Annotated in this window: 10 protein-coding genes and 1 pseudogene; 4 read left to right on the top strand and 7 right to left on the bottom strand. The window is 71.8% G+C overall.

Annotation, left to right across the window (positions count from 1 at the left end):
• Positions 1-11: 11 nt before the first annotated feature.
• The 4 genes from A3CE_RS51080 to A3CE_RS0113570 all read right to left on the bottom strand — a co-directional run bounded on the left by A3CE_RS51080 (position 12) and on the right by A3CE_RS0113570 (position 3343).
• A complete protein-coding gene (locus tag A3CE_RS51080; protein ID WP_020640636.1) occupies positions 12-236 on the bottom strand; it encodes a hypothetical protein in 225 nt (74 codons plus the stop codon).
• Positions 233-520 (bottom strand): hypothetical protein, encoded by a 288-nt coding sequence (locus A3CE_RS0113580; RefSeq protein ID WP_020640635.1) that lies wholly within the window; start codon positions 518-520, stop codon positions 233-235. The genes A3CE_RS51080 and A3CE_RS0113580 overlap by 4 nt, the downstream gene beginning before the upstream one ends.
• Positions 521-683: 163 nt before the next feature.
• Positions 684-2036: an alpha/beta hydrolase gene (locus tag A3CE_RS0113575; protein WP_020640634.1), complete on the bottom strand. Its 1353-nt coding sequence runs from the start codon at positions 2034-2036 to the stop codon at positions 684-686.
• Complete coding sequence (locus A3CE_RS0113570; protein ID WP_020640633.1) at positions 2033-3343, bottom strand: MFS transporter; 1311 nt, start codon at positions 3341-3343, stop codon at positions 2033-2035. Before A3CE_RS0113570 ends, A3CE_RS0113575 begins: the two co-directional genes overlap by 4 nt.
• A gap of 166 nt (positions 3344-3509) precedes the next feature.
• Between A3CE_RS0113570 and A3CE_RS0113565 the strand changes: the two genes are divergently transcribed.
• Positions 3510-4361: a PaaX family transcriptional regulator gene (locus tag A3CE_RS0113565; protein ID WP_020640632.1), complete on the top strand. Its 852-nt coding sequence runs from the start codon at positions 3510-3512 to the stop codon at positions 4359-4361.
• Between the two features lie 24 nt (positions 4362-4385).
• On the opposite strand, the gene A3CE_RS0113560 is transcribed toward A3CE_RS0113565, so the two are convergent.
• Positions 4386-5795: an MFS transporter gene (locus A3CE_RS0113560; RefSeq protein WP_020640631.1), complete on the bottom strand. Its 1410-nt coding sequence runs from the start codon at positions 5793-5795 to the stop codon at positions 4386-4388.
• 70 nt (positions 5796-5865) lie between these two features.
• Here A3CE_RS0113560 and A3CE_RS0113555 point away from each other — a divergent pair, with 70 nt between their 5' ends.
• On the top strand, positions 5866-6603 hold the full coding sequence (locus A3CE_RS0113555; protein WP_020640630.1) for a TetR/AcrR family transcriptional regulator: 738 nt from the start codon (positions 5866-5868) through the stop codon (positions 6601-6603).
• 104 nt (positions 6604-6707) lie between these two features.
• Here the strand turns inward: A3CE_RS0113555 and A3CE_RS55155 are convergent.
• Positions 6708-7097, bottom strand: a pseudogene (locus tag A3CE_RS55155) (N-acetyltransferase family protein); the annotation flags it as partial.
• 309 nt (positions 7098-7406) lie between these two features.
• Between A3CE_RS55155 and A3CE_RS51075 the strand changes: the two are divergent.
• Together A3CE_RS51075 and A3CE_RS0113540 are read left to right on the top strand one after the other, a co-directional pair.
• Positions 7407-14051, top strand: coding sequence for a LamG domain-containing protein (locus tag A3CE_RS51075; RefSeq protein WP_245589802.1), 6645 nt, complete (start codon positions 7407-7409; stop codon positions 14049-14051).
• A gap of 17 nt (positions 14052-14068) precedes the next feature.
• Positions 14069-19822, top strand: a complete 5754-nt coding sequence (locus A3CE_RS0113540; protein WP_185839795.1) for an RHS repeat-associated core domain-containing protein — start codon at positions 14069-14071, stop codon at positions 19820-19822.
• A 139-nt stretch (positions 19823-19961) separates the two neighbouring features.
• On the opposite strand, the gene A3CE_RS57400 is transcribed toward A3CE_RS0113540, so the two are convergent.
• Complete coding sequence (locus A3CE_RS57400; protein ID WP_245589511.1) at positions 19962-23063, bottom strand: AfsR/SARP family transcriptional regulator; 3102 nt, start codon at positions 23061-23063, stop codon at positions 19962-19964.
• Positions 23064-23305 lie beyond the last annotated feature (242 nt).

Here is a 23305-nt window from a genome sequence, read left to right as displayed (position 1 = left end):
GGCCGGGCCGGTCATTCCGCGGCGGGTGCGGGCCGCGTCCATTTGAGCTTCACCTCGAACTGGCCGAGGGCCGCGGACGCCGCGTCCTTCACCGCGCCCAGCGCCCGCTCGAACGACACCTTCGCTTCGAGCACCAGGTCTTCGCGCCGGGCGACCCGGGTGGTCGCCGGTCCCGCGTCGACCTCGACCACCACCTCCCCGCCCTGCTGCAGCTCGAACCGCGCCAGCTCCGTCACTTCTCCTCCTTGGACTGTCCACACGGGACGTTCAAACATTCGCCCGCGGGGACGTTCTTGCGGACGGTTTCCAGGTCCGCCAGCAGCTGGTCCAGCCGGGCGGGGTCGTTGAGGTACTCCAGCACCGCCCGGTAGAACGCCGCGGTCATCGTGGCCGGCACCAGGTCGGAGGCGTCGAAGCACAGCAGCTGCCGTGCCTGCCGCTGGGACGTCAACGTCGAGGAGACCTTGCGGCTCACGTCGTCGCCGTAGACGCTCCCGACGTTGCGGTCGATCGAGAACACGCTGCCCCGGTGGAGGCCGGGCCAGATCCGCTGTGCCTCGTCCGAGGTGAGGTACTTCCGGATGGAGTGCCCATTCCCGGAAATCGCGAGTGGCGATTTCTTTCCGTCGATTACCGGCCGGCCGGCACCGCCGAAATGTCCACGACGGTGCCGGCCGAGGGCTTCACCAGCGCCCGGGCTGCCCCAGGCCGCCGGTGAGCGGGGCCGGGGCGAAGCGGAGGTAACGGCCGGGGGTGCCGAGTGCCGCCGCGGCCGCGTTCAGCTTCTCCGGCGCGGTTTCGGTCCACCGGCCGGTTTCGATGCGGGATTCGAGGGCGTGGAGTGCGGCGATCGTTTCCGCCGGCTGGAAGGCGCAGTGCCCCGGCGCGTCGACGAAAGCCCGGCGCAGCAAGGGTTCCTGGCCGGCGGCCCGCACGCGCCGGGCGTACCAGTTCTCCTGCTCGACCGGGACCAGGTGGTCCGACGTGGTGTGAATGGTCAGTTCCGGCACGCGGAGGCGTCCGGTCGCCATCGACGTGCGGGCGAGGGTGCCGACGGCCCGCGGGTCGGGCGTGACGTCGGCGTGGTGGGTCAGGTTCGCCAGGTCGGCGTCGAGGTCCAGACCTGCCTCGCGGTAAAGGGCGCGGACCTGCCGGGACAGGGCACTGCCGGCCAGCAGCGACCGGTAGTCGACGCCCGCGTTGAACGCGCTGTTCCCGCCGGCGGCGAGTTCGATCTGGTAGCGACCGGAAACGACGAAGCCGAGCACGAACTGCGTCAGGGCTTGCTGCTGTTGCTGTTCCTGACCCGCGTAGTCGGCCGGCGCCGCCGGCCCGGTGAACCACGTCGGCATGTTCATCAGCGCGGCGCCGAGGGCGATCCGGGCCCGGCCCGCGGCGGTGCTCTGCGCGTCGGCGACGAGCTTGGTCAGCGCCGCGGCCGCCGCGCTCGCTTCGTCCGCGCTCGCGTAGCGGACCAGCTTGACCGGCTGCGCCGGGCCGAGCAGCCGGGAAAGCGCGTACTCCCCGTCGAGCTGGTAGTTGTTGAGGTTGAGCGCGCCCGCGACCAGGCCGCAGGTGGTCAGGGCCCCGTCGAGCCGGTGGCCGCCGGACTCGGCTTCGAGGGCGCTGACCAGCCCGCCCATCGACGTGCCCCACGCGATGGTGCGCCGGGGCTTCCCGATCCGCTGGGCGAGCGCCTCCAGCGAAGCGAACTGGTCACGGACCGCGGAGCCGAGCGCCCAGAACGACGGCCCGCTGTAGGAGGAGCCGACCAGCGCGTAGCCCCCGGCCAGCAGGGCCTGCCCGGTCGGCTCGTCGGGCGCGTCGCGTGCCACGAGCGGCCCGAAGCCGTGGCTGTAGAGGATGACGGTGCCGTTCCACGCGCCGGGGACGTCGGCCACCCAGCTCCCGCCGTCCGGGAGGAGCCCGGTGTAGTGCGTGGGCGTCGCGGCGTGCGCGGCGCCCCCCGTCGTGAGCCCGATCGCGGTCAGCGTCGCGGCGACGAGCGCGCCGATCCGGCGTGGCCACGTGCTCATGCGCGGTGTCCTTCCCGTTGGTCCGCCTGGGTCAGCGCCGGTTCGTCCGGCGTGATCGAGCGGTGGCTCGTCTCCCGCAGCGCCAGCAGGCAAAGGGCGGACAGCAGGCAGAACGCGGCGATCGTCCACGAGACCGGCGTGGTCGACGTGCTGCCGCGCTGGAGCTCGGCGAAGATCAGCGGGGCGAACCCGGCGCCGAGCCCGGCGAGCTGGTAACCCAGCGACGCGCCGGTGTACCGGTTTTCGGTGGCGAAGAGCTCGGTGTAGAGGGCGGCCAGCGGCCCGTACATCATCGGGTGGATCACGCCCTGGCCGATCACCAGCGCCAGGACGAGCAGCAGCCCGCTGCCGCTGCGCACCATCGGGAACAGCAGGAACCCGAACCCCGCCATCAGGACCACGCCGGCCAGCACGACCGGGCGGCGCCCGACGCGGTCGGACAGCGCGGACCACAGCAGGATGCCGGCCACCGCGCAGGCCGAGGACAGGGTGAGCGCGTTGAGCACCTCCTGCCGCGGATGTCCTTGCTTGACACCGTAGGCGAGGACGAACGTGGTCAGCGTGGCCTGGACGACGAACGCGGAAAGCCCGACGCCCACGCCCAGCACGAGCGCCCGCGGGTGATCCCGCAGCACGGCGACCAGCGGGATGCGGCTCCGCTTTTCCTTCCGGGTGGCCAGGAACGCCGGAGTTTCCTCGACGCGCGAGCGGACGAACAGGCCGATCGCGAGCAGGACGATGCTGAGCAGGAACGGGATCCGCCAGCCCCACGCGAGGAAGTCCGCCTCGGAGGTGAACGCGGCGGTGCCGGACATCGCGAGCGTCGAGAGGACCATGCCGCTCGGCGCGCCGGCGTTCGTGAAACCGGCCCACAGGCCCCGGCGTGATTTCGCGTGTTCGGCCGACATCAGGACCGCGCCGCCCCATTCGCCGCCGACCGCGACGCCCTGGACGACGCGGAGCAGCACCAGGCCGAGTGGGGCGAGGGGCCCGATCGTGGCGTAGCCGGGGAGCAGGCCGATGAGGAAGCTCGCGACGCCCATCAGGCTCATGGTGAGCACGAGCATCCGCTTGCGGCCCAGCCGATCGCCGAAATGGCCGAACAGCAGGCCGCCGAGCGGCCGGGCGAGGTAGCCGGTGGTGAACGTGCCGAAGCTGGCGACCGTGGCGAGTGCCGGGTCGAGGCCGGTGAAGAAGACCTTGCCGAAGACGACCGCGCTGGCCGTGGCGTAGAGGAGGAAGTCGTAGTACTCGATGAGACTGCCGAGGAAGCTCGACGTGACCGCTCTGCGGAGCTGAGTGCTCATGGGGACCCTCGTCGTTGGGGGTGGGGCACGGCAACAGGTTCGTCCGAAGGGGACGGTGCCGGCGGCACCTCCCGTCGTGGCCCGGATCACGTTAGTCACCGTCATGACGGCCGTCAACATTCTGCACAACATCAACTGGCCTCTTGCCAGGAGCTACGCTCGGGGGGTGGCGAAGGTGCGACTCGACGAGGGCGGCTCCACGCCCCGTGCGAAGTCCGTGATGCTGACCTTCCTCGGCATCCACGTGCTCGGCCGGGCGGTGGCGATCTCCTCGGGCAGCGTGATCGAGGTGTTCGCGCGGATCGGCGTCTCGGAGGAGGCGGTCCGGTCCACGCTGACCCGCATGGCGAGCCGTGGCCTGCTGACCCGGCACCGCGACGGCCGGAAGGTCTACTTCGGACTCAGCCCGCGCCTGGCCATGGTGCTGGAGGACGGCCGCCGCCGGGTCTGGGAGACGGGCGCGGTCAACCGCGCCGGGGACGGCGACTGGACGCTGGTGGGCTTCTCCCTCCCGGACAGCCGCCGCGGCGACCGCCACGACCTGCGCACCCAGCTGACCTGGGAGGGCTTCGGCCCGCTCCAGAACGGCCTGTGGGTGGCCGCGGGCCTCCGCGACGTCACGGCCATCATCGAGCAGCTCGACCTCGCCGGGCACGTCACGGTCCTGACGGCCCGCCCGGCGAAGCCGACGGAGTCCGCCGAACTGGTCCGCAAGGCGTTCGACACGGAGACGATCGAGGCGCGCTACCTCGACTTCCTGGCGAAGTGGGACACCGCGCGGTCGTCGTGGCCGGACGACCTCACCCGCCGGCTGATGCTGCACACCGACTGGCTGCAGGTCATCCGCCGGGACCCGCACCTCCCGGCCGAGCACCTGCCCGGCGGCTGGCCCGCCGGCCGGGCCGAGCGCCTGTTCCGGAAGCTCGACGCGAGTTTTCGTGAAGGAGCGGCGAAAGAGGCCGGAGAGGTGCTGGAGCTGCTGGCCGTCGCCGGTCCCGAGGTGCCCGCCCGCGGCTAGTGCGGTGCCCGACTCGAACGCCGGCTAGTGCGGTGCCGGCTGGGCGTGCCTCGGCAGGAGCCCGACCAGGGACAGTGCCAGCAGGCAGACGCCGGCGCAGAGGCCGAAAACCAGTTCGGCGGCGGCGAGGAAGGATGCGGGGGACGGCTGCCCGGCGCGGGCGAAGAACACCGTGCCGAGTGCGGCGACGCCGATCGCGCCGGCGAACTGCTGGGCGGCGTTGAGCAGGCCGGCGCCGGTGCCGACCTCCTCGGCCGTGGCCTCGCCGAGGATGAAGTCGAACAGGGGGATGAACAGCAGCCCGGAACCCGCGCCGGTCACGAACAACGCCGGTGCCAGCGTCCCCGCGGTGATCGCTTCGCCCCAGTGCGCGGTGGACCACCAGAGCGCGAGCAGGCCGGCCACCGTGACGGACAGTCCCAGGTGCAGGCCGGTGCGCCCGAGTTTCCCGGCGAGCACCGCGCCGGAGGCCAGTGTGGCGAGCGCGGTCCCCGCCGCCCAGGGGATCAGCGCGAGGCCGGCGGCCAGCGGCGTCCAGCCCAAGCCCGACTGGAGCAGCAGGTTGACGACCAGGACGAACGCGCTGAGCGAGGCGTAGAACCCGCCGACGATCAGCAGGCCCACGACGAAGCCGCGCTTGCCGAACAGCGACGGCGTGACGACCGGGTGGCGGCTGCGGCGTTCGGACACGGCGAACAGGCCGAACGCCACCAGCGCGGCCGCGATCATCGCGTGGGTCCACAGGGGCCAGCCCAGGTCGCGGCCCTGGATGAGCGGCACGATCAGCAGCGCCGAACCGGCGGTGAGCAGGCCAACGCCACGCGGGTCGAGGCGGGCACCGCGGTCTTCGCCGCCGTTTCGCGGGAGGACGTACCAGCCGAGCACGGCGGCGAGGACGCCGAACGGGACGTTGATCAGGAAGATCGAGCGCCACCGGCTGCCGAACAGATCCAGGTGCAGCAGCCAGCCGGCGAGGATCGGCCCGGCCACCGTGGCCAGGCCCATGATCGGGCCCATCGGCATCAGCGCCTTGCGCAGGTGCGCGGGCGGGAAGACGATCTTCACCAGTGCCATGCCCTGCGGGATCATCACCGACCCGCACAGGCCCTGGACCACGCGGGCGGAGATGAGGAAGCCGGGGCCGGGCGCGAGGCCGCAGGCCAGCGACGCGAGGGTGAAGCCGGCCATGCCGAGCAGGAACAGCCGCCGGCGGCCGAGCACGTCGCCGAGCCTGCCGGAGGTGACCAGGCCGAGGGCGAACGCCGCGGTGTAGCCGGACAGGACCCATTGCAGGGTCATCGGCCCGCCGCCGAGATCGGCGCGGATCGCCGGCCCGGCGAGGTTGGCGACGCTCGTGTCGACGAGGTCCATGAGCTCGGCGACGACCACGGCCACCAGGACCAGCCACGCCCGGCCGAGGGGAAGCGGAGTCACGCGAGGCGAACTTAGTTCAGTAGACACGAACTAAGTTCTAGATGACGAACTAAGTTCGTGTCAAGGTAGAGTGACCGGCATGCCCGCCGAACCCCGAGAGCGCCGCGCGGCCCGCCACGCCGGACTCCCCACGGACTCCGCGCCGACGGCGCCGCGGAAGACCCCGATCACGGCCGACCGGATCACCGACGCCGCGCTGCAGGTCATCGCCGCCGAGGGCTACGACGCGCTGACGATCCGGCGGGTCGCCGCGGTGCTCGGCACCGGCCCGTCCTCGCTGTACGCGCACATCCTCAACAAGGACGACCTCGACGACCTGCTCGTCGGCCGGCTCTGCGCCGGGATCGAGCTGCCCGAGCCCGACCCGGCGTCGTGGCGGGAGCAGATCCACGACGTCTACGCGCAGCTCCGGGACGTCTACCTGAAGTACCCCGGCGTCTCCCGCGCCGCACTGGCCATGGTCCCCACCCACCTCGAAACGCTGCGGCTGGGCGAAGGGATTCTGGCCATCCTGCTCGCCGGAGGCGTCGAACCGCAGGCCGCCGCGTGGGCGCTCGACGCGCTCACCCTCTACGTCAGCGCGTACGCCCTGGAACGCTCACTCGTCCGGCAGCGACAGCGAAACCACGCCGACGACTGGGTTCTCGGCCGCGACGAGCTCATCGAGCGGTTCAGCGCCTTGCCCGCCGACCGGTTCCCCTGCACCCGGCGCCACGCGGCCGAACTGACTTCCGGCACCGGGCACGACCGTTTCGAGTTCACGCTCACCCTGATGCTCGAGAACCTCGCCGGGCGGCCAAAGCCGTGAATGGCACATTGAGGGACTTGAAGTCCCTCAATGTGCCATTCACGGCTTCCGTTCTGGTCCAGGGACTTGAGGAAGCGGGCCGACTTGGCGCAGACGTCGTCGTAGCCGAGGCCGCGGTAGAAGCTGTGCGCGGCTTCGCGGGCCCGGTTGCTGGTGACCTCCAGCTCCCGGCACCCGAGGCGGAGCGCTTCGCGCTCGACTTCGGTCACCAGTGCGCGGCCCACGCCCTGGCCGCGGCACGAGTCGTCGACGACGAGTGCCACCAGGCGGCCCCGGCGTCCGTCGCGCTCCAGCAGGGGCATCGCGTGGAACGCGGCGACCCCCACCACCAGGCCGTCCGACTCCGCGACGATCAGCACACTGCGCGGGTCGGTCAGCCAGTCGTCCAGCCGGGCCCGGACCCGCGCTTCGTCGGTCGGATATCCCAGCTGCTCGAGCAGGACCGCGATCCGCGGGGCGTCCCCGGTGCCCGCCGGCCTGATGGTTGTCGTCATGCCACCCAGTCTGCCAACGCGGCCGGAATGGGCTCCACGGTGAAGATCAGCTTCCTGACCGAGTCCGACCGAGGCCGGGGCGCCTGTTCGGTGACGACCGCCCCGGAGACCGGAACCCTCGCTGGACCGCGCGGGAAGTTTCGGATATTTTCCCCGCGTTGCTCCGCCATCCGGCCAATCGCTGACGCCGAAATGTCGTAAACCGTCGTGAAGCCGTCCTGATGTCGGTTTGATGCCGCGCTGAAGCCACCGTTTCGCAGGATTCCGCTCCGTCTGTCACGGGGGATGCGGGGAGGAACAACGGTGCGCATGCGTCGAGTGGTGGTGGCCGGTACGGTCACCGCCCTGCTGGGTTCGATGCTGACGCTGCTCGCCGGCAGCGGGCCGCTGGTCGCGCCGCGTCCGGCGGCGGTCGCCGAGGCGCCGGACGCGCCCGCGGCGATGGTGGCGGCGCGGCTGCAGGGGTCCCGGGTGGAGGTCGCCGACGAGCGCACGCCCACCCGGGCCGTGTACGCCAATCCCGGCGGCACGCTCACCGCCGAGCTGACGCCGGTCCCGGTGCGGGTCCGGCGCGGGGACCGGTGGGTCGGCATCGACACCGGCCTCGGCCGGCGGGCGGACGGCCGGGTCGCGCCGCGGGCCGCCGACGGTGATCTGACGCTGTCGCCGGGCGGGGACACCGCGCTCGCGACGCTGCGCCGCGACGGCAAGGCCCTCACGCTGTCCTGGCCGGGCAAGCTGCCCGCGCCGGAGCTGTCCGGCTCGCAGGCCACCTACCGCGAGGTGCTCCCGGGCGTCGACCTGGTGATGATCGCCGAGCGGGACGGCTTCAGCCAGCACCTCGTGGTGCGGGACGCCGGAGCCGCGCGCAACCCAGCGCTCAAGGCGGTCAAGCTGGCGGTCAAGGCCGACGGGCTCAAGCTGACCGCGGCCCGGGACGGCTCGCTGCGGGCCGTGGACGGCGCCGGGGCCGAGGTGTTCGGCGCACCGCCGTCGACGATGTGGGACGCCGCCGGGCAGGTCGCGCCGATCGGGGTGTCCATTGTGGACGACTCGCTCGTGCTGACCCCGGACGCGAAGTTCCTCGCCGACCCGGCGGTGAAGTTCCCGGTGACCGTCGACCCGACGCTGTCGACGATCCAGAAGTGGGGCTGGGCCAACGTGCTCTCGGGCCACCCGGACACGCCGTACTGGGGGACCAGCGGCGACGGGAACGCCCAGGTCGGGCAGTGCCCGCGGGACCTGCCGGACGGCGGCTGGTGCAACGGGATCGGCGAGGGGTGGTCCTACTTCCAGTACGACACCTCGTTCCTGTCCGACAAGTCGCTGCTCGGCGCGACGTTCACCACGGTCGCCATCTCCAGCCCCGACTGCTCCGACCGGGACCAGGTGGTGTACCGCGCCAACGGCGGGATCTGGAACGGGATGATCTGGAACAACAAGCCGGGCGGCGGCTGGAACCGCACCCGGTCGGTGCCCGGCGTGCACAGCGGCACCTGCGGCACGGGCTGGAAGGAGGTCGGGTGGGACATCCCGGTCGACCAGATCGACCGCGGGTCGCACACCCCGCTGTTCCTGAAGGCCGCCAACTCGGGCGACCAGTACGCGTGGCGCAAGTACGACCCGGCGCAGACCGTTCTCAAGGTCAACTGGAACCGCACCCCGTACACGCCGGGCGCCATCGGCACCGACCCGCCGCTGCCCGCGCCGTGCAAGTTCTGCGGTGGCCTGCCCTACGTCGCCCAGGACTCCATCACGCTGCGCGCGCAGACCGCCGATCCGGACGGCGACCTGCTGTTCCCGCAGTGGCGGGTTTCATCCAACGGCAAGGAAATCGCGTCGTGGAACGGGGCCGTGCAGACGTCCGGCGCCGTCCACACGGCCACGATCGACCTCAGCGACAAGGACGGCCAGCAGATCGGCTGGTGGGTGCACGGCTGTGACGGCGCGACGTCCAGCCCGGCGGCGAGCGGCGCCTCGTTCGTCGTGGACCGCACGGGAGTCCCGCGGCCGCCGACGGTGGGCTCGGATCTGTACACAGAGGACAACCGCTGGCACGGCGGCACGGACGTGCCGGGCACGTTCACCTTCGGCAGCAACGGCGTCGGGGACATCGACCACTACAAGTACGGCTGGCAGGACAAGCCGGACACCCAGGTCGACGCGGACTCCCTCGGCGGCGGCACGACGGTCAAGCTGACCCCGCCGGGCGACGGGCCGCAGACGCTGTACGTGCGCAGCTACGACCGGGCGGGCAACGAAAGCGAACAGCGCGAGTACCGGTTCTACGTCCGCGCCGGCAACGGCCCGCTGGCCAAGTGGGCGTTCGACGGCACCGCGCAGGACAGCGCGTTCCTCGGCGACCGGCACGGCACGCTGAACAACGGCGCGACCATCCAGGCCGGTGGCGCGCTCGGCTCGGCCATCAAGCTCGACGGCATCGACGACGACGTCACCGCCCCGAACGCGATCCGGACCGCCGCCGGGTTCACCGTGTCGGCGTGGGTGAACCTGCAGCGCAACAACGGCGCCCGGGCGGTCATCAGCCAGGACGGCCTGAAGTTCCCCGGTTTCGCGCTGTGGTACCGGGCCGAGAACGACGGCAGCGACGCGCACTGGACGTTCGGGAAATCGACCTCGACGGACTCGTGGACGAGCATCGCGATGGCCCAGACGGCGGCCGGGGTACCGCAGCTGAACACCTGGACCCATCTGGCCGGCGTGTACGACCGGGACGCGAACGAGATCCGGCTCTTCGTCGACGGGAAGCTCGCCGGGACCGCGCACGCCCCGCCGGCCACGGACAACGCGGGTGGCCCGGTCCGGATCGGCAGGCTCGTCTGGGACGGCAAGATCGTCGACCCGTGGCCGGGCGCGGTCGACGAGGCGCAGATCTTCGACCGCCCGCTGTCGGCCACCGAGGTGGCCGGCCTGGTCAGCGCGGGCAACGTCCAGGTCGCGCAGTGGAAGTTCGACCAGGACAAGGGCACCACCGCGCGCAACGCCGTCGAGGGCGGCGCGGACGCGGTGCTGCAGGGCGGCGCGGCGTTCGTCCCGGACGGCGCGGTCGGCCGCGGCGTGCACTTCGACGGCGTCACCGGCGGTGCCACGACCGCCGGCCCGATGGTGCGCACGGACCAGAGCTTCTCGGTCGCCGCGTACGTCCGGCTGGACGCCGGCGCCGACGAGAACGGCACGTTCACCGTGCTCAGCCAGGACGGCGAGAAGATCTGCGCGTTCTGCCTGCAGTACCAGAACAAGACCTGGGTGTTCGTGCTGCCCCACGCGGACGGGGACACGTCGGGCTACGACTGGGTGAACACCGGCTACAAGCCGGAACGCGACCAGTGGTATCACCTCGCCGGGACCTACGACGCACCCAGCGGCAAGATCCGGCTCTACGTCGACGGAGAGCCGATCGGCGAGACCGGCCGGGTGACGCCGTGGCAGGCGCAGCACGCGTTCCGCGTCGGCGGGGCAATGGTCAACGGCGGGACGAGCCACCGGCTGCCCGGCACGGTCGACGACGTCCGGGTCTACAGCAGGGCGATCTCGGTGGACGAGGTGCGCTCGCTGGTCACCGGCGCCGCCGTCACCGCGGCGACGTGGAAGTTCGACGGCGACGTCGCCGACGCGAACGGCAAGTTCGGCGGCACCTACAGCCCGGGCGCGGACTGGGCGGCCGGCCAGACTAACCAGCCGGACCCGGGCGACCTCGCCCTGCGGCTCGCCGGCTCCGGGTACGCCTCGACGACCGCGTCGGTGGTGCACACCGACCACAGCTTCTCGGTGACGGCGTGGGCGCGGCTGGACAACATCGGTGCCCAGGCGGCGGTGGTGTCCCAGAGCGGGGCGCACGTGGCCGGGTTCGACCTGCGCGCGCTCTCCGACGGGCGCTGGGGCTTCGTCGCCATGAACGCCGATCGGGCGCAGCCGGGCGACGAGGCGACCGGACCGGTCGCGCAGCCCGGGGTGTGGACGCACCTGGCGGGTGTGTACAGCGAGGACCGGCAGCGGATCGAGCTGTACGTCAACGGCGTGCTCGCCGCGTCGGCCGCGCACACCGGCGGGTTCGACGCCACCGGCGGTGTCCAGTTCGGACGGTCGTTGTGGGCGGACAACCCGAACGCCGAGCTGTTCACCGGCGCCATCGACGACGTCTCGCTCTACAGCCGCGCGCTGATCGGCGGGGAGGTCCAGACGCTGGCCGGGCGGGACGTCAGCCTCGCCCACGACTGGACGTTCGACGAAGGCGGGGGAACCCGCGGCGGCGACGCCGTCGGCACGAAGCCGGCGACGCTGGGCTCGGGCGCGACGTTCACCCCCGGCCGGATCGGCAACGCGCTCGACCTGTCCGGCACCGGCGCCTACGCCGCGACGTCCGGGGTGGACGTGCGCACCGACAGCAGTTTCACGGTGTCGGCGTGGGTCAACCTCAAGGACAACCCGTGTGACATCGGCAAAACGCCGCGGTGCTTCCTCAGCGCGGTGTCACTGGACGGCGGGAACACCACGAGCAAGTTCCGGCTCGGGCACGTCGTCGACGACTCCGGCCACGACGGGAACTGGATCTTCGAGGTGCCGGAGGAGGGCGGCTCGGTGACCAAGGCGTCCCTGGCGGTCATCCCTGGCGAGCTGAACAGCTGGGTGCACCTGGCCGGCGTGTACGACGCGCCGGGCAAGACGATCTGGCTGTACGTCGACGGAACCCGCAAGGAGCCCGGCACGCTGCTCAAGCCGTGGCAGGGCACCGGTGGGCTGCAGGTCGGCCGGGCGAAGACGGCGGGCGAGTGGGGCGGGTACTGGCGCGGCGGCGTCGACGACGTCCGGCTCTACAGCGGCGCGCTGACCGCCGACCGGGTGTCCGCGCTGTGGCGGTCCTACCCGGCCGCCCAGGCCGCGCCGCTGCCGCCGGCCGACGCCGGGCGCTGGAAGTTCGACGAGAACACCGGTACGACCGCGGCCGACTCCAGCGGACGCGGGAACACCGCGACGCTGAGCCCGGGCGCGGGCTGGCACACCGGCCGGGACGCCTACACCGGCTGGTTCGACGGCAAGTCCGGGTACGCGGAGACCGCGGGCCCGGTCGTCGACACGGCGCAGAGCTTCTCGGTCTCGGCGTGGGCGTTCAACAAGAACAGCACCGGTTACACGACGGTGTTCGGTCAGGACGGTGACCGGTACAGCTCCTTCTACGTCCAGTACGACCCGACGGCGAAGAAGTGGGCCGCCGTCGTGGGGGCGGGAGGCGAGCTGAAGTACGTCCTGTCCACCGAAACCGGCTACACGGACGGCTGGGTACATCTCACGCTCGTCTACGACCGGCCGCCGGGCCAGCTCGTGGGTCAGCTGAAGCTGTACGTGAACGGCGCGCTTTCCGGGGCGATGTCCGGGGTCACCGTGCCGCCTGCGAACGGGAAGTTCTCGATCGGCCGGTGCCGCTGGGACGGCGTGAACCAGTGCTTCTTCAAGGGCGGCATCGAGGAGGTCCGCGCGTACCGCGGCAAGGCGCTGTCGGACGCCGAGGTCCGGAAGGTGCACGAGGACATCCCACCCGCGTCGCACGGCCGCTGGGGCTTCGACGACGGCACGGTGAAGGACACGTCGTGGGTCGGGAACCCGACCACGCTGGCCGGCACCGCGACCTACCCGGCCGGCCAGTCCGGCAAGGCGCTGCAGCTCGACGGCGCGTCCGCGGCCACCACGGCGAACGTCGGGGCCATCATGCGCGACAGCTTCACCGTCGCGGCGTGGGCGAAGCCGACCCGCGACGACAAGGTGGCCACCGTCGCCGGCCAGGACGGCGCGCGGCACAGCGGGTTCGTGCTGCAGTACCGCCCGGAGATCGGGCGCTGGATCTTCGGCGCCGCGACGGCCGACGACGCCACGGCGGACTACCGCCCGCTGACCTACGCGAACTCCACGCAGGCGCCGGCGTTCGGGATCTGGACGCACCTGACCGGTGTCTACGACTACCCGGCGCGCCAGCTCCGGCTGTACGTCAACGGGGAGCTCGTCGGCACGAAGGACAACGTGCTGCTCTGGACCGCCTGGGGCGGCCTGACGATCGGGCGGGACCTGGAGCACGGCGTGCCCGCCGGGTTCTTCACCGGCGCGATCGACGAGGTCACCACGGACGAGGGCGTGGTGCCCGACGACGAGATCCGGGCCCGCGCCGGCTGGCCGCCGGCCGCCGGTGGGCAGCTCGGCCGGTTCACCACCCCCGGCGACCACCGCACGGTCGCGCCTGCCGGCGGGATCTGGGACCGGTTCGGGGCGGCCCCGGCCGGCTACCGGTTCGAGACGCCGCTGGGCCGGACGCTGCCCGCGGGCACGGCCGGGACGCACCCGATGTTCAGCTGCCTGATCAACGACGTCGACGCGTTCACCTCGATCGACCCGAACTGCGAAGGCGCGGCGAAACTGGGCGCGCTGGGATCGAGCTACCTCGACCCGCCCGCCGGGGTGACGACGATGCCGCTGTACCGGTGCCTGTTCAAGGGCGAGCGCTTCGACTCGAACTCGCCGACGTGCGAAGGGCAGCAGGTCGACGGCCTGCTCGGGTACCTCCCGGCCTACGCGCCGCTCGTGCGGTACTTCCTGCCGGGAGTGGCCGAGCACGCGGTGGTCGCGGACGACGTGCCGCCGGGCTACCGGTTCGAGGGTTCCCTCGGCCTGGTGGCGCGCACGAACGAGCCGGGCACGCAGCTGCTGATGTCCTGTGTGGACGGTTCGGACCGGTTCGTGTCGGCCGATCCGGCGTGCGACGGCAAGACCGTCCAGCACCAGATCGGCTACGTCTGGACCCAGCCGCCCGCGAACCGGCCGAACATCCGGATCTACCAGTGCTCGCTGAACACCGGGCCGTCGGCCGGGGAGCTGTTCGTGTCGTCGAGCGCGACCTGCGAGGGCCAGACCGTGCGCGGCCCGCTGGGCTACGTGCTCACCGCGTGATGACCAAGGGGAGAGTTGTGCGCAGAAGATCCCGACGTGGCCTGACCTTCGTGGTCGCCACGCAACTCGCGGCGTCCTTGCTGCTGGCCGTCGCCGCGCCCTCGGCGTGGGCCGGGGAGCCGTCGGTCAAGCTCGACGGCACCCCGTCGGTGCCGGTGTCCGGCCCGTCGTGGCGGACCATCGAGCCCGACCAGGCGTCGGCGCACGCGCTGACCGGCAACCAGCAGGCCAAGCCCGCGCAGGAGGGAGCGGGCACGGCGACGGCGTCACCGCTCTCGCCGTCGGCGTCGTGGGCGGTTTCGCCGCACACCGGCGATTTCACCTGGTCGTACCCGCTGCGGGTACCGCCGGCGGCCGGGCCGGCGCCGGGCTTGTCGCTGTCGTACCGGTCGTCCGCGGTGGACGGCCGGACGATGGTGACGAACAACCAGCCGTCCTGGGTGGGAGACGGCTGGGACTTGTCCTCGGGGTTCGTCGAGCGTGCTTACTGGGGGTGCTCGACGGACTCCGAGGGCGACGTCAAGCCGGCACAGGTGGGGGACCTGTGCTGGCGCAGCGACAACGCGACGGCGTCCTACGGCGGCGCGGGCGGGCAGCTCATCCGCGACGACGCGACCGGCAAGTGGCGGTCGCGCGGTGACGACGGGTCGCGGATCGAGCACCTGACCGGCGCCGCCAACGGCGACAACGACGGCGAGTACTGGAAGATCACCACGGTCGACGGGACCCAGTACTTCTTCGGGTCGGAGGCGGACTCGACGTGGACGGTGCCGGTGTTCGGTGACGACTCCGGCGAGCCGTGCCACGGGGCGTCGTTCGACGCCTCGTCGTGCACGCAGCCGTGGCGGTGGAACCTGGACAAGGTCGTCGACCGCAACGGCAACGAGATGCGCTACTACTACACGAAGGAAACGAACTCCTACGGGTTCGACGGCAAGGACGCCGCGGTGCCCTACGCCCGGGGCGGCTACCTGGACCACATCGACTACGGGCTGGGTCACGGCGCCGCGCAGCCGTCCGGGCGCGTCGTGTTCACGACGGCCGACCGGTGCGTGCCGGGCAGCGACTGCCGTCCGGAGGCAGCCGCGAACTGGCCCGACGTGCCATGGGAAGCCAAGTGCGACACGGCCGCCTGCGCGGGGAACCACTCGCCGACGTTCTGGACCACCAAGCGGCTGGCGTCGGTGACCACGAAGGTGTGGCGGGGCACGGACTTCGGCGACGTCGACCGGTGGGACCTGGACCAGCAGTACCCCGACCCGGGTGACGGCGAGAAGGCCGCGTTGTGGCTCAAGGGGATCAAGCACACCGGCCTGGCCGGCGCGCCGGTGGACATGCCGTCGGTGACGTTCCAGGGCACGCCGATGTACAACCGCGTCGAACTGCCGGAAGACGGCGCGTCGCCGCTCATGCGCTACCGCATCACCGGGATCGTCTCGGAAACCGGTGGCGTCACGTCGATCACGTACGAATCCGAGTGCAAGGCCGGGAACCTGCCCGCGAACCCGGAGAGCAACACCAAGCGGTGCTTCCCGGTGCGGTGGGCGAAGAAGAACATGGCCGAGCGCACGGACTACTTCCACAAGTACGTCGTCACGGCCGTCGTCCAGACGGACCGGCTGACCGTCGACGGCCAGCCGGCGTCGACGTTCCCCGAGCAGGTCACGCGGTACGAGTACCTCGACGGCGCGGCCTGGCACTGGGACACCTCGGAGTTCACCAAGGACGACAAGCGGACGTGGAACGAGTTCCGCGGCTTCGGCCGGGTCCGCGTCCGAAGCGGTACCGCGGACGACCCGGCCGGCCCGGTCACGATGTCCGAGCAGCGGTTCTACCGCGGCATGGACGGTGACCACCTGCCGTCCGGGACGCGTTCGGCCACCGTCACCGACTCCGAGGGCGGCGTGCGCGCCGACGCCGACTGGCTGGAGGGCTTCGGGCTCGAGACGGCGACCTTCGCGCGGGAAGGAGCGTCGGACCAGCCGGACCCGCCACGGCTGAGCAAGACGATCACCGAGCCTGCGGTGCAGGGCCCGGTGGCGACGCGCGGCGCGTTCAAGGCGTACCTGGTGCGTCCGGGCGTCTCGCGCGGGTACACGGCCGTAGGCACGGGATGGCGGACGACGCGGACCGAGACGACGTACGACGATCTCGGGCTCGCCACCGCGGTCAACGACCTCGGCGACACCGGGACGGACGCCGACGACCGGTGCGCGCACACCGAATACGCGCGCAACGACGGCGCCTGGCTGATGAGCCTGCCCGGGCACGTCTGGACGGATTCCGTCCGCTGCGGCGCTTCGGCCGAGTATCCGCGCGACGCGCTTTCCGACGCGAAGACCACGTACGACGCGCACGGCAACGCGACGAAGACGGAGGTCGCGAAGGACCGCCCGGCCGCGGGTCCGGTGTACCTGACGACCGGGACGGCGACGTACGACGCGCAGGGACGCGTCACCGCCGCCACCGACGTGCTCGGGCGCACCACGACGACGGCCTACACCCCGGCCGACGGCGGCCCGGTCACGCAGACCGTGGTCACCAGCCCGGGCACCGACGCGGTCCCCGCCGGGCTCGTGACGACCACGGCGCTCGACCCGGCGTGGGGCGTGCCGACACTGGTCACCGACCCCAACCTGCGCAAGACGGAGATGTCCTACGACGCGCTCGGCCGCGCGGTCGCGGTGTGGACGCCGACGTGGACCAGGACCGACCACCCGGACGTGCCGAACGTCCGCACGGCGTACCTCATGCGCGGGGACAAGCCGACGGTGGTCACGACGACCCGGATCGGCCCGACCGGCGCCGAGATCTCCGGGAACACGATCTACGACGGGTTGCTGCGGCCGCGGCAGGCGCAGGCCCCGGCGATCGGCGGCGGGCGGCTGCTCACCGACACGCGGTACGACTCGCAGGGCCGGGCGTGGAAGACCACCCAGCCGTACTACAACGACAAGGCCGTCGACGACGGGCTGTGGATCGCGTCCGATGTGGACATCCCGGGCCACACCCGCACGCACTTCGACGGGGCCGGCCGCGCCGACGCGTCGATCTACTTCGCGGGCGCGTTCGAGAAGCGGCGGACCAGCACGGCGTACTTCGGCGACCACGTGGACGTCACCCCGCCCGCGGGCGGCACGCCGACGTCGACCTACACCGACGCGCGCGGGCAGACCGTCGAACTGCGGCAGCTCCACAACGGCGGCTTCGACGCGACGCGGTACACGTATACGAAGGCGGGCCAGGCCGAGACGATGACCGACCCGTCGGGTGCGGTGTGGCGGTTCGGCTACGACTTCCTCGGCCGTCAGGTCAGCAGCGACGACCCGGACAGCGGCCTGAGCACCAAGACCTACGACGACGCCGGGCAGGTCCTGACGGCGCGTGACGCGCGGGGTTCGGTGCTGGCGTACACGTACGACAGCCTGGGGCGCCCGACCGGGAAGTTCGCGGGTTCGGCCGCCGGGAAGAAGCTCGCGGAATGGACGTACGACACGGTGACGAAGGGGAAGGGGAAGCCCGCGTCGTCGACCTCCTGGGTGGACGACAAGCCCTACGCCGGGAAGGTGCTCAGCTACGACCCGGCGTACCGGCCGACCGGAACGTCGGTGATCATCCCGCCGGCGGAAGGCCTGCTGGCCGGGACGTATTCCTCGTACACGGGCTACAACCCGGACGGCAGCGTGTCGAGCCAGTCCTACGCGGCGGCCGGTGAGCTGCCCGCGGAGACCGTCAGCTTCGCCTACGACGAGCTCGGGCCGCTGGCTTCGAGCTCGGGCGGGTACGACGGCTCGACGACCGAGCTGGTGTCGGCCACGAACCTGACCCGCTACGGCGAGCCGGCCCGGCTCACCCTGGGGACGGGTACCAAGCGCGTCTGGCTGTCGCAGTACTACGACCAGAACGACCGGCGGCTGACTCGGTCCATTGTGGACACCGAGACGCCGTCGCCGATGCAGTCCGACGTACACTATTCGTACGACCCGGCCGGGAGTGTCACGTCCCTCGCGGACACGTTCGCGGGTGACGTCCAGTGTTTCCGGTCCGACGGGCTCCAGCGGCTCACCGAGGCGTGGACGGCGCCGTCGTGCTCGGACAGCCCGTCGGTGGCGGGCCTGCGCGGGCCGGCGCCGTACTGGCAGTCGTTCACGTACGACAAGGCGGGCAACCGGGCGACCGACACCCGGCACGCGGCTTCGGGTGACGTGGTCCGGACTTCCGCCGGCCAGGTCCCCGGTCACGCGCACGCACTGGGGTCGGTCTCCTCGCCGGGCGGCTCGGTGTCCTATCAGTACACCGCGGCGGGCCAGCTGGCTTCGCGGTCGTCCGGTGAGCAGTTCACCTGGGACGAGCAGGGCAAGCTCGCGTCGGTGACGAAGGGGTCGCAGGCGACGTCGTACGTGTACGACGCCTCGGGTGGCAGGCTGATCCGGCGCGACCCGGCCGGGACGACGTTGTACCTGGGCGGCCAGGAGCTGCGCGTCGCGGCGGCCGGTGGCAATCCGACGGTGACGCGGTACTACGGCCACGGTGGCCGGACGATCGCGATGCGACAGGGGAGAGGGACGCTGACGTGGCTGGCGTCGGATCACCAGAGCACGGCGCGGACGGCGATCGATTCCGGCACGCTGGCGGTCACCCACCGGCGTCAGCTGCCCTTCGGCGGCCCGCGTGACGCAGCGTCGTTCCCCGGCGAACGCGGGTTCGCCGGCGGAGTGAAGGATGCCAGTACCGGGCTGACGCATCTGGGCGCGCGGGAGTACGACCCGGACACCGGGCGGTTCATTTCGGTGGATCCGCTGTTGAGCCCGGGAGATCCGCAGCAGCTCAACGGTTACACGTACAGCAACAACAACCCGATCACCATGAGCGACCCCAGTGGGCTGAAGCTGAGGGGCAGCCTCGATGACGGCTGCCCGCTGGAAACCGGTTGCCAGGGAAGCGGCGGGAACAGCGGGACGAACAACGGGACGAAGAATGCCGGGGTCATGGAGCCGATCGGCAAGCGGCCCGGCCTGCCTCCCGCCAGCGACCGGCCGCCGCGGACCGTTGTCATCAACGTGGTCAAGCTGCCGGACGACGGCAAATGCCGGGAAGTGGGCAGCAGCGGATACGGAAGCCAGCCTTGCCAAGGGTCGGATAACTGTCCGACAGGATATATGCGGCAGTCCGGATATCTCCAGAACAACGGCGCCCCTTCGCCATGCGTGTCCGTCCCGACGTCGATGACCAGTGAAGAAGGTCATATGCTGCTCGATATTTGCGGCACTCTCCCGATACCGTATCTTTCCCAGGGCTGTGACGTGGTGAACGTCATCTGGTATGGGGCGGAAGGTGACACGGAGAACGCCCTGATATCGGCCATGGGCCTCGCTCCCGGACCCGGCGATGTCGGCACCGGCGCGCGACTGATCAAGGACGCCATCAAAATCCATAGTGCTTGCCATGGCGGTTGCGGTGTGAAATCCGGGCCGCACAGCCATGTCAAGGAGGGTGACGTCGTCCATGGCGACATAGATGGTGATGTCGTCATAAATGGTGGAGTGATCGACGGCACGGTGAGAGGTGACTTGTACGTGGGGGAAGGGGGCGCGATCGTCCGGGGCGGCGTTGACGGCTCTGTCTATTTCATTTCCGAGGGTGACAAGCTGGCCATACTTCAAACTCGTGACGTGGGCGGCAGCGTCAATGTGAACGACTCCGGCAGACACATATTTCAAGGTCGCGTCATCGGTGGGGGCGTCAACATCAACAAGCCTTGGGGTGGATGACAATAGCCGCCCGGGGCTTACCCGGCTGGAGCCGCTGCGAGGTCCTGAATGAGTCATTCAGGACCTCGCACGTCCTGAATGACTCATTCAAGTCCGCCGGCTTCGGGGTGGAGGCTCAAACGAGTACGCCTTCGAGACCTCAAGCCTGCACCGGCTCCGCGGCCTCCGGAACCCCGAGCTCGGTGAAGATCTCCTGCGCGGCCGCGAGAAGCGCCGGATCGCCGCAGGAGCCCAGAACTCGCAGGGCTCGTGCCTCGTTCAGCCGCTGCCCGTTCTCGCGAGCGATCTTCAGCGCCCGGTCGATGTGCCGCGCCGCCGCCGGGTGGTCGCCCAGTTCCCGCTGGGCCGCCGCCAGCTCGGTCAGCGCCGCGCATTCCAGCACCCGCATGCCCGTCTCGTTCATCCTGGCCAGGGCCAGCTCCGTGTGCTCCACCGCGTCCGACGGGCGCCCGAGCGCGCGGTGCGCGGCGGCGAGTCCGATGAGGATGGACGCCTCGCCGTAGCGGAAGTGGATCTTGCGAGCCAGCTCCAGCGCCACCGAGTACCGCTCGATGCTCTCCGCGTACCGGCCGCGCCGCCGGGCGACCGTCGCGAGGATCTCCAGCGCGCCCGCTTCCTGACGGCGCTCCCCGAGTTCGCGGCCCTTCTCCAAGGCCTGCCGGGCGTGCTTCTCCGCGTCGCTGTAGCGGCCGAGGTCGCAGCACGTCTCCGCCAGGCACACCAGGCTGGTGATGAACCAGTGCCGCAGCCCCCACTGCTCGCACAGTGCCACGCTCTCCTCGTGGCACTGTGCGGATTCCCGCATCCGGCCCGCGGTCCAGTGGGCCAGCCCGAGACCGTTGAGCGCGACCAGCCGGACGTACCGGTTGCCGGCCCGCTCGCTGACCTCGACGGCCTTCGTGTGACACGCGATCGCCTGCTCGACCTGGCCCAGCGACAGCAGCGAGACGCCGACGTAGTTGATCTCGCGCGCCTCGGAGTCGAGGTCGCCGATCTGCCGGGCGATGGCCAGCGCGCGCTCGTGGTGGCGCATCCCGTCGCGTGGCCTGCCGAGCTGCGAGTACACCCGGCCGAGGCCGTGCCGCGCCTCCGATTCGGCCACCGGGTCCATGCCCGGCCCGCCGCTTTCGAGGGCTTCCTCGTACCGGGCGATCGCGGAGCCGTAGTCGCTGAGGTAGTAGGCGATCGTGCCGCGCAGCACGAGCACCGCGACCTCGGCGCGGCGGTCGTCGGCCTCGCGCGCCGCGCCCAGCGCGGCGTTCGCCGCCGCCAGCCCGTCCGCCGCGAGCCCGCGCCCGGCGAAGTAGCCACGCAGGGTGTCCGCCAGCAACGTACTGTAGTCGCGCAGCCCGGGGGCCTGGGCCGCGCGCTCGACCGCGGCGACGAGGTTCGGGCGCTCCTCGTCGAGCCAGCGCATCGCCGGCCCGTCGTCCTCGAACGACGCCCGGGGCTCCGAAGTGGTCAGGATCCGGCGGAACAGCGGGTACAGCCGCCGGGTCGCGGCGGCCGCGGTGTCCAGGTAGTACTCGTACAGCCGGGCGTCGGCCGCGGCCAGGTCACCGGGCGCTTCGTCGGCCCGCGCGCGGTCGGCGGCGTATTCGCGCAGCAGGTCGTGGAACTGGAACCGGGTGGCGCTGCGCCGGGTCAGCAGGCTCGCCGCGACCAGCCGGTCGAGGCAGCGCCGGGTGTCCGGGCCGGCCAGCGCCGCCGCCGCGGCGAGGCCGAAATCGGGACCCGGGATCCGGCCCAGCAGCCGGAACACGCGCCGCGCCGGCGCGTCGAGCGCCTGGTAGGACAGCTGGAACGTGGCGCGCACGGCGACGTCCGGGTCGCCCTCGATGGCCAGCTCGGCCAGCGGGTCGGCGCGCAGCGCGGCGACGTAGTCCCCGATCGACGGGTGCTTGCCGCCCACCAGGTTCGCCGCCGCGATCCGCAGCGCGAGCGGCAGGTGCCCGCACAGGCCGGCGAGCCGGTCGACGGCCTGCGGCTCGGCGCCGACCAGGTCGGCGCCGAGCAGGTCGGTGAGCAGCGTCCGGGTGTCCGAAGTGGTCAGCACGTCCAGGGCGAGTATCCGCGCGTCGTTGAGCACGGTCAGCCCGCGCAGGTCGCCGCGGCTGGTCACCAGCGCCGCGCAGCCGGGGTTCTGCGGCAGCAGCGGCCGGACCTGGCCGGCGTCGGCGGCGTTGTCCAGCACCACCAGCACCCGCCGTCCGGCCAGCAGCGTCCGGTACAGCACGACCTGCTCGTCCAGCGTCACCGGCACCCGCAGGGCGGACACGCCGAGCGCGCGCAGGCACAGCGTCAGCGCCTGGGTCTTGGAGATCGGCGAGGTCGACGCGTAGCCGCGCAGGTCGACGAACAGCTGGCCGTCCGGGAAGCGCGCGGCCATCCGGTGCGCCCAGTGCACGGCCAGCGCGGTCTTGCCGATCCCGCCGGGCCCGGCGATCACCAGCGTCCGGTGCCCGGGCGGGTCGCCGAGCAGCGCGTCGAGCTTCGCCAGGTCCGACGTCCGCCCGGAGAAGCCGGTCAGGTCCGCGGGGAGCTGGCAGACGGCGGGCAGCGGCTCGGCGACCGGCGGCTCCTCCTGCGCGGTGAGGATCGCGCGGTGCGCCGCGCGCAGCCGCGGGCCCGGTTCGACGCCGAGCTCGTCGGCGAACATCCGGTGCACGTCGCGGTAGGTCTCCAGCGCGTCCGCCTGCCGCCCGCAGCGGTGCAGCGCCAGGATGTACAACGCCCAGAACGACTCCTGCCAGGGGTTTTCCCGGGTCAGGGTGCCGAGCTCGCCGACGATCTCGCGGTGCCGGCCCAGCTCGAGGCTGACCTCGAGCCAGCGCTCGCGGGCGCGCAGCAGCTCCTCGGCGAGGGGAACGGCCTCGTCGCGCTGCAGCGCCTCGGACGGGATGTCGGCCAGCGGCGCCCCGCGCCGGCAGGCCAGCGCCTCGGCCAGCAGCGTCCGCTCGGTCTCCGGGCCGGCCTCGCGCGCCCGGGCCACGAGCTCGCGGAAGCGCAGCAGGTCCAGCCGTTCGGGCGCGACCCGCAGCAGGTAGCCGTCCGGGCGCGTCTCGATCACGGCCTCGCCGAGCGCGCGCCGCAGCCGCTGTGCGTAGAGCTGCGCGCTCTTGCGCGCCGTCGGGGGCTGCTCGGCGCCCCACAGGTCCTCGACGAGCCGGTCGAGGGTGACCGTGGCGTTCGCCCGCAGCAGTAGCGTGGCGAGCACGATGCGCAGCTTCGGGCCGTTCACCGGGACCGGCGCTCCCCCGCGTGTCACCTCGAGCGGACCGAGGATTCCGAATCTCAGCTCGGATGTGTCCACGTTTTCCCCTCGTACGGGCAGCCCGGTTTTCGATCGGCAGCCCGCTGGCGGACAGGGTAACGGGCCGGGCACCGCCACGCTGGCATCTGTGGCAAACCTGATACCGGACATACCCGGCCCGGCGCGGCGATCACCGACGCCATGAGGGGCACCCTCATGGACATAAGCGC

It is taken from the genome of Amycolatopsis balhimycina FH 1894, assembly GCF_000384295.1.
In the GTDB taxonomy this organism is placed as follows: Bacteria; Actinomycetota; Actinomycetes; order Mycobacteriales; family Pseudonocardiaceae; genus Amycolatopsis; species Amycolatopsis balhimycina.
Note: the sequence above shows the minus strand (reverse complement) of the source record. Positions and strands in the feature narration are given on the sequence as shown.

Excerpts from the sequence above, each read along its gene's own strand:
- A3CE_RS0113575 (WP_020640634.1), bottom strand. The coding sequence starts at position 2,036 with ATGAGCACGTGGCCACGCCGGATCGGCGCGCTCGTCGCCGCGACGCTG.
- A3CE_RS0113570 (WP_020640633.1), bottom strand. The coding sequence starts at position 3,343 with ATGAGCACTCAGCTCCGCAGAGCGGTCACGTCGAGCTTCCTCGGCAGT.
- A3CE_RS51075 (WP_245589802.1), top strand. The coding sequence starts at position 7,407 with ATGCGTCGAGTGGTGGTGGCCGGTACGGTCACCGCCCTGCTGGGTTCG.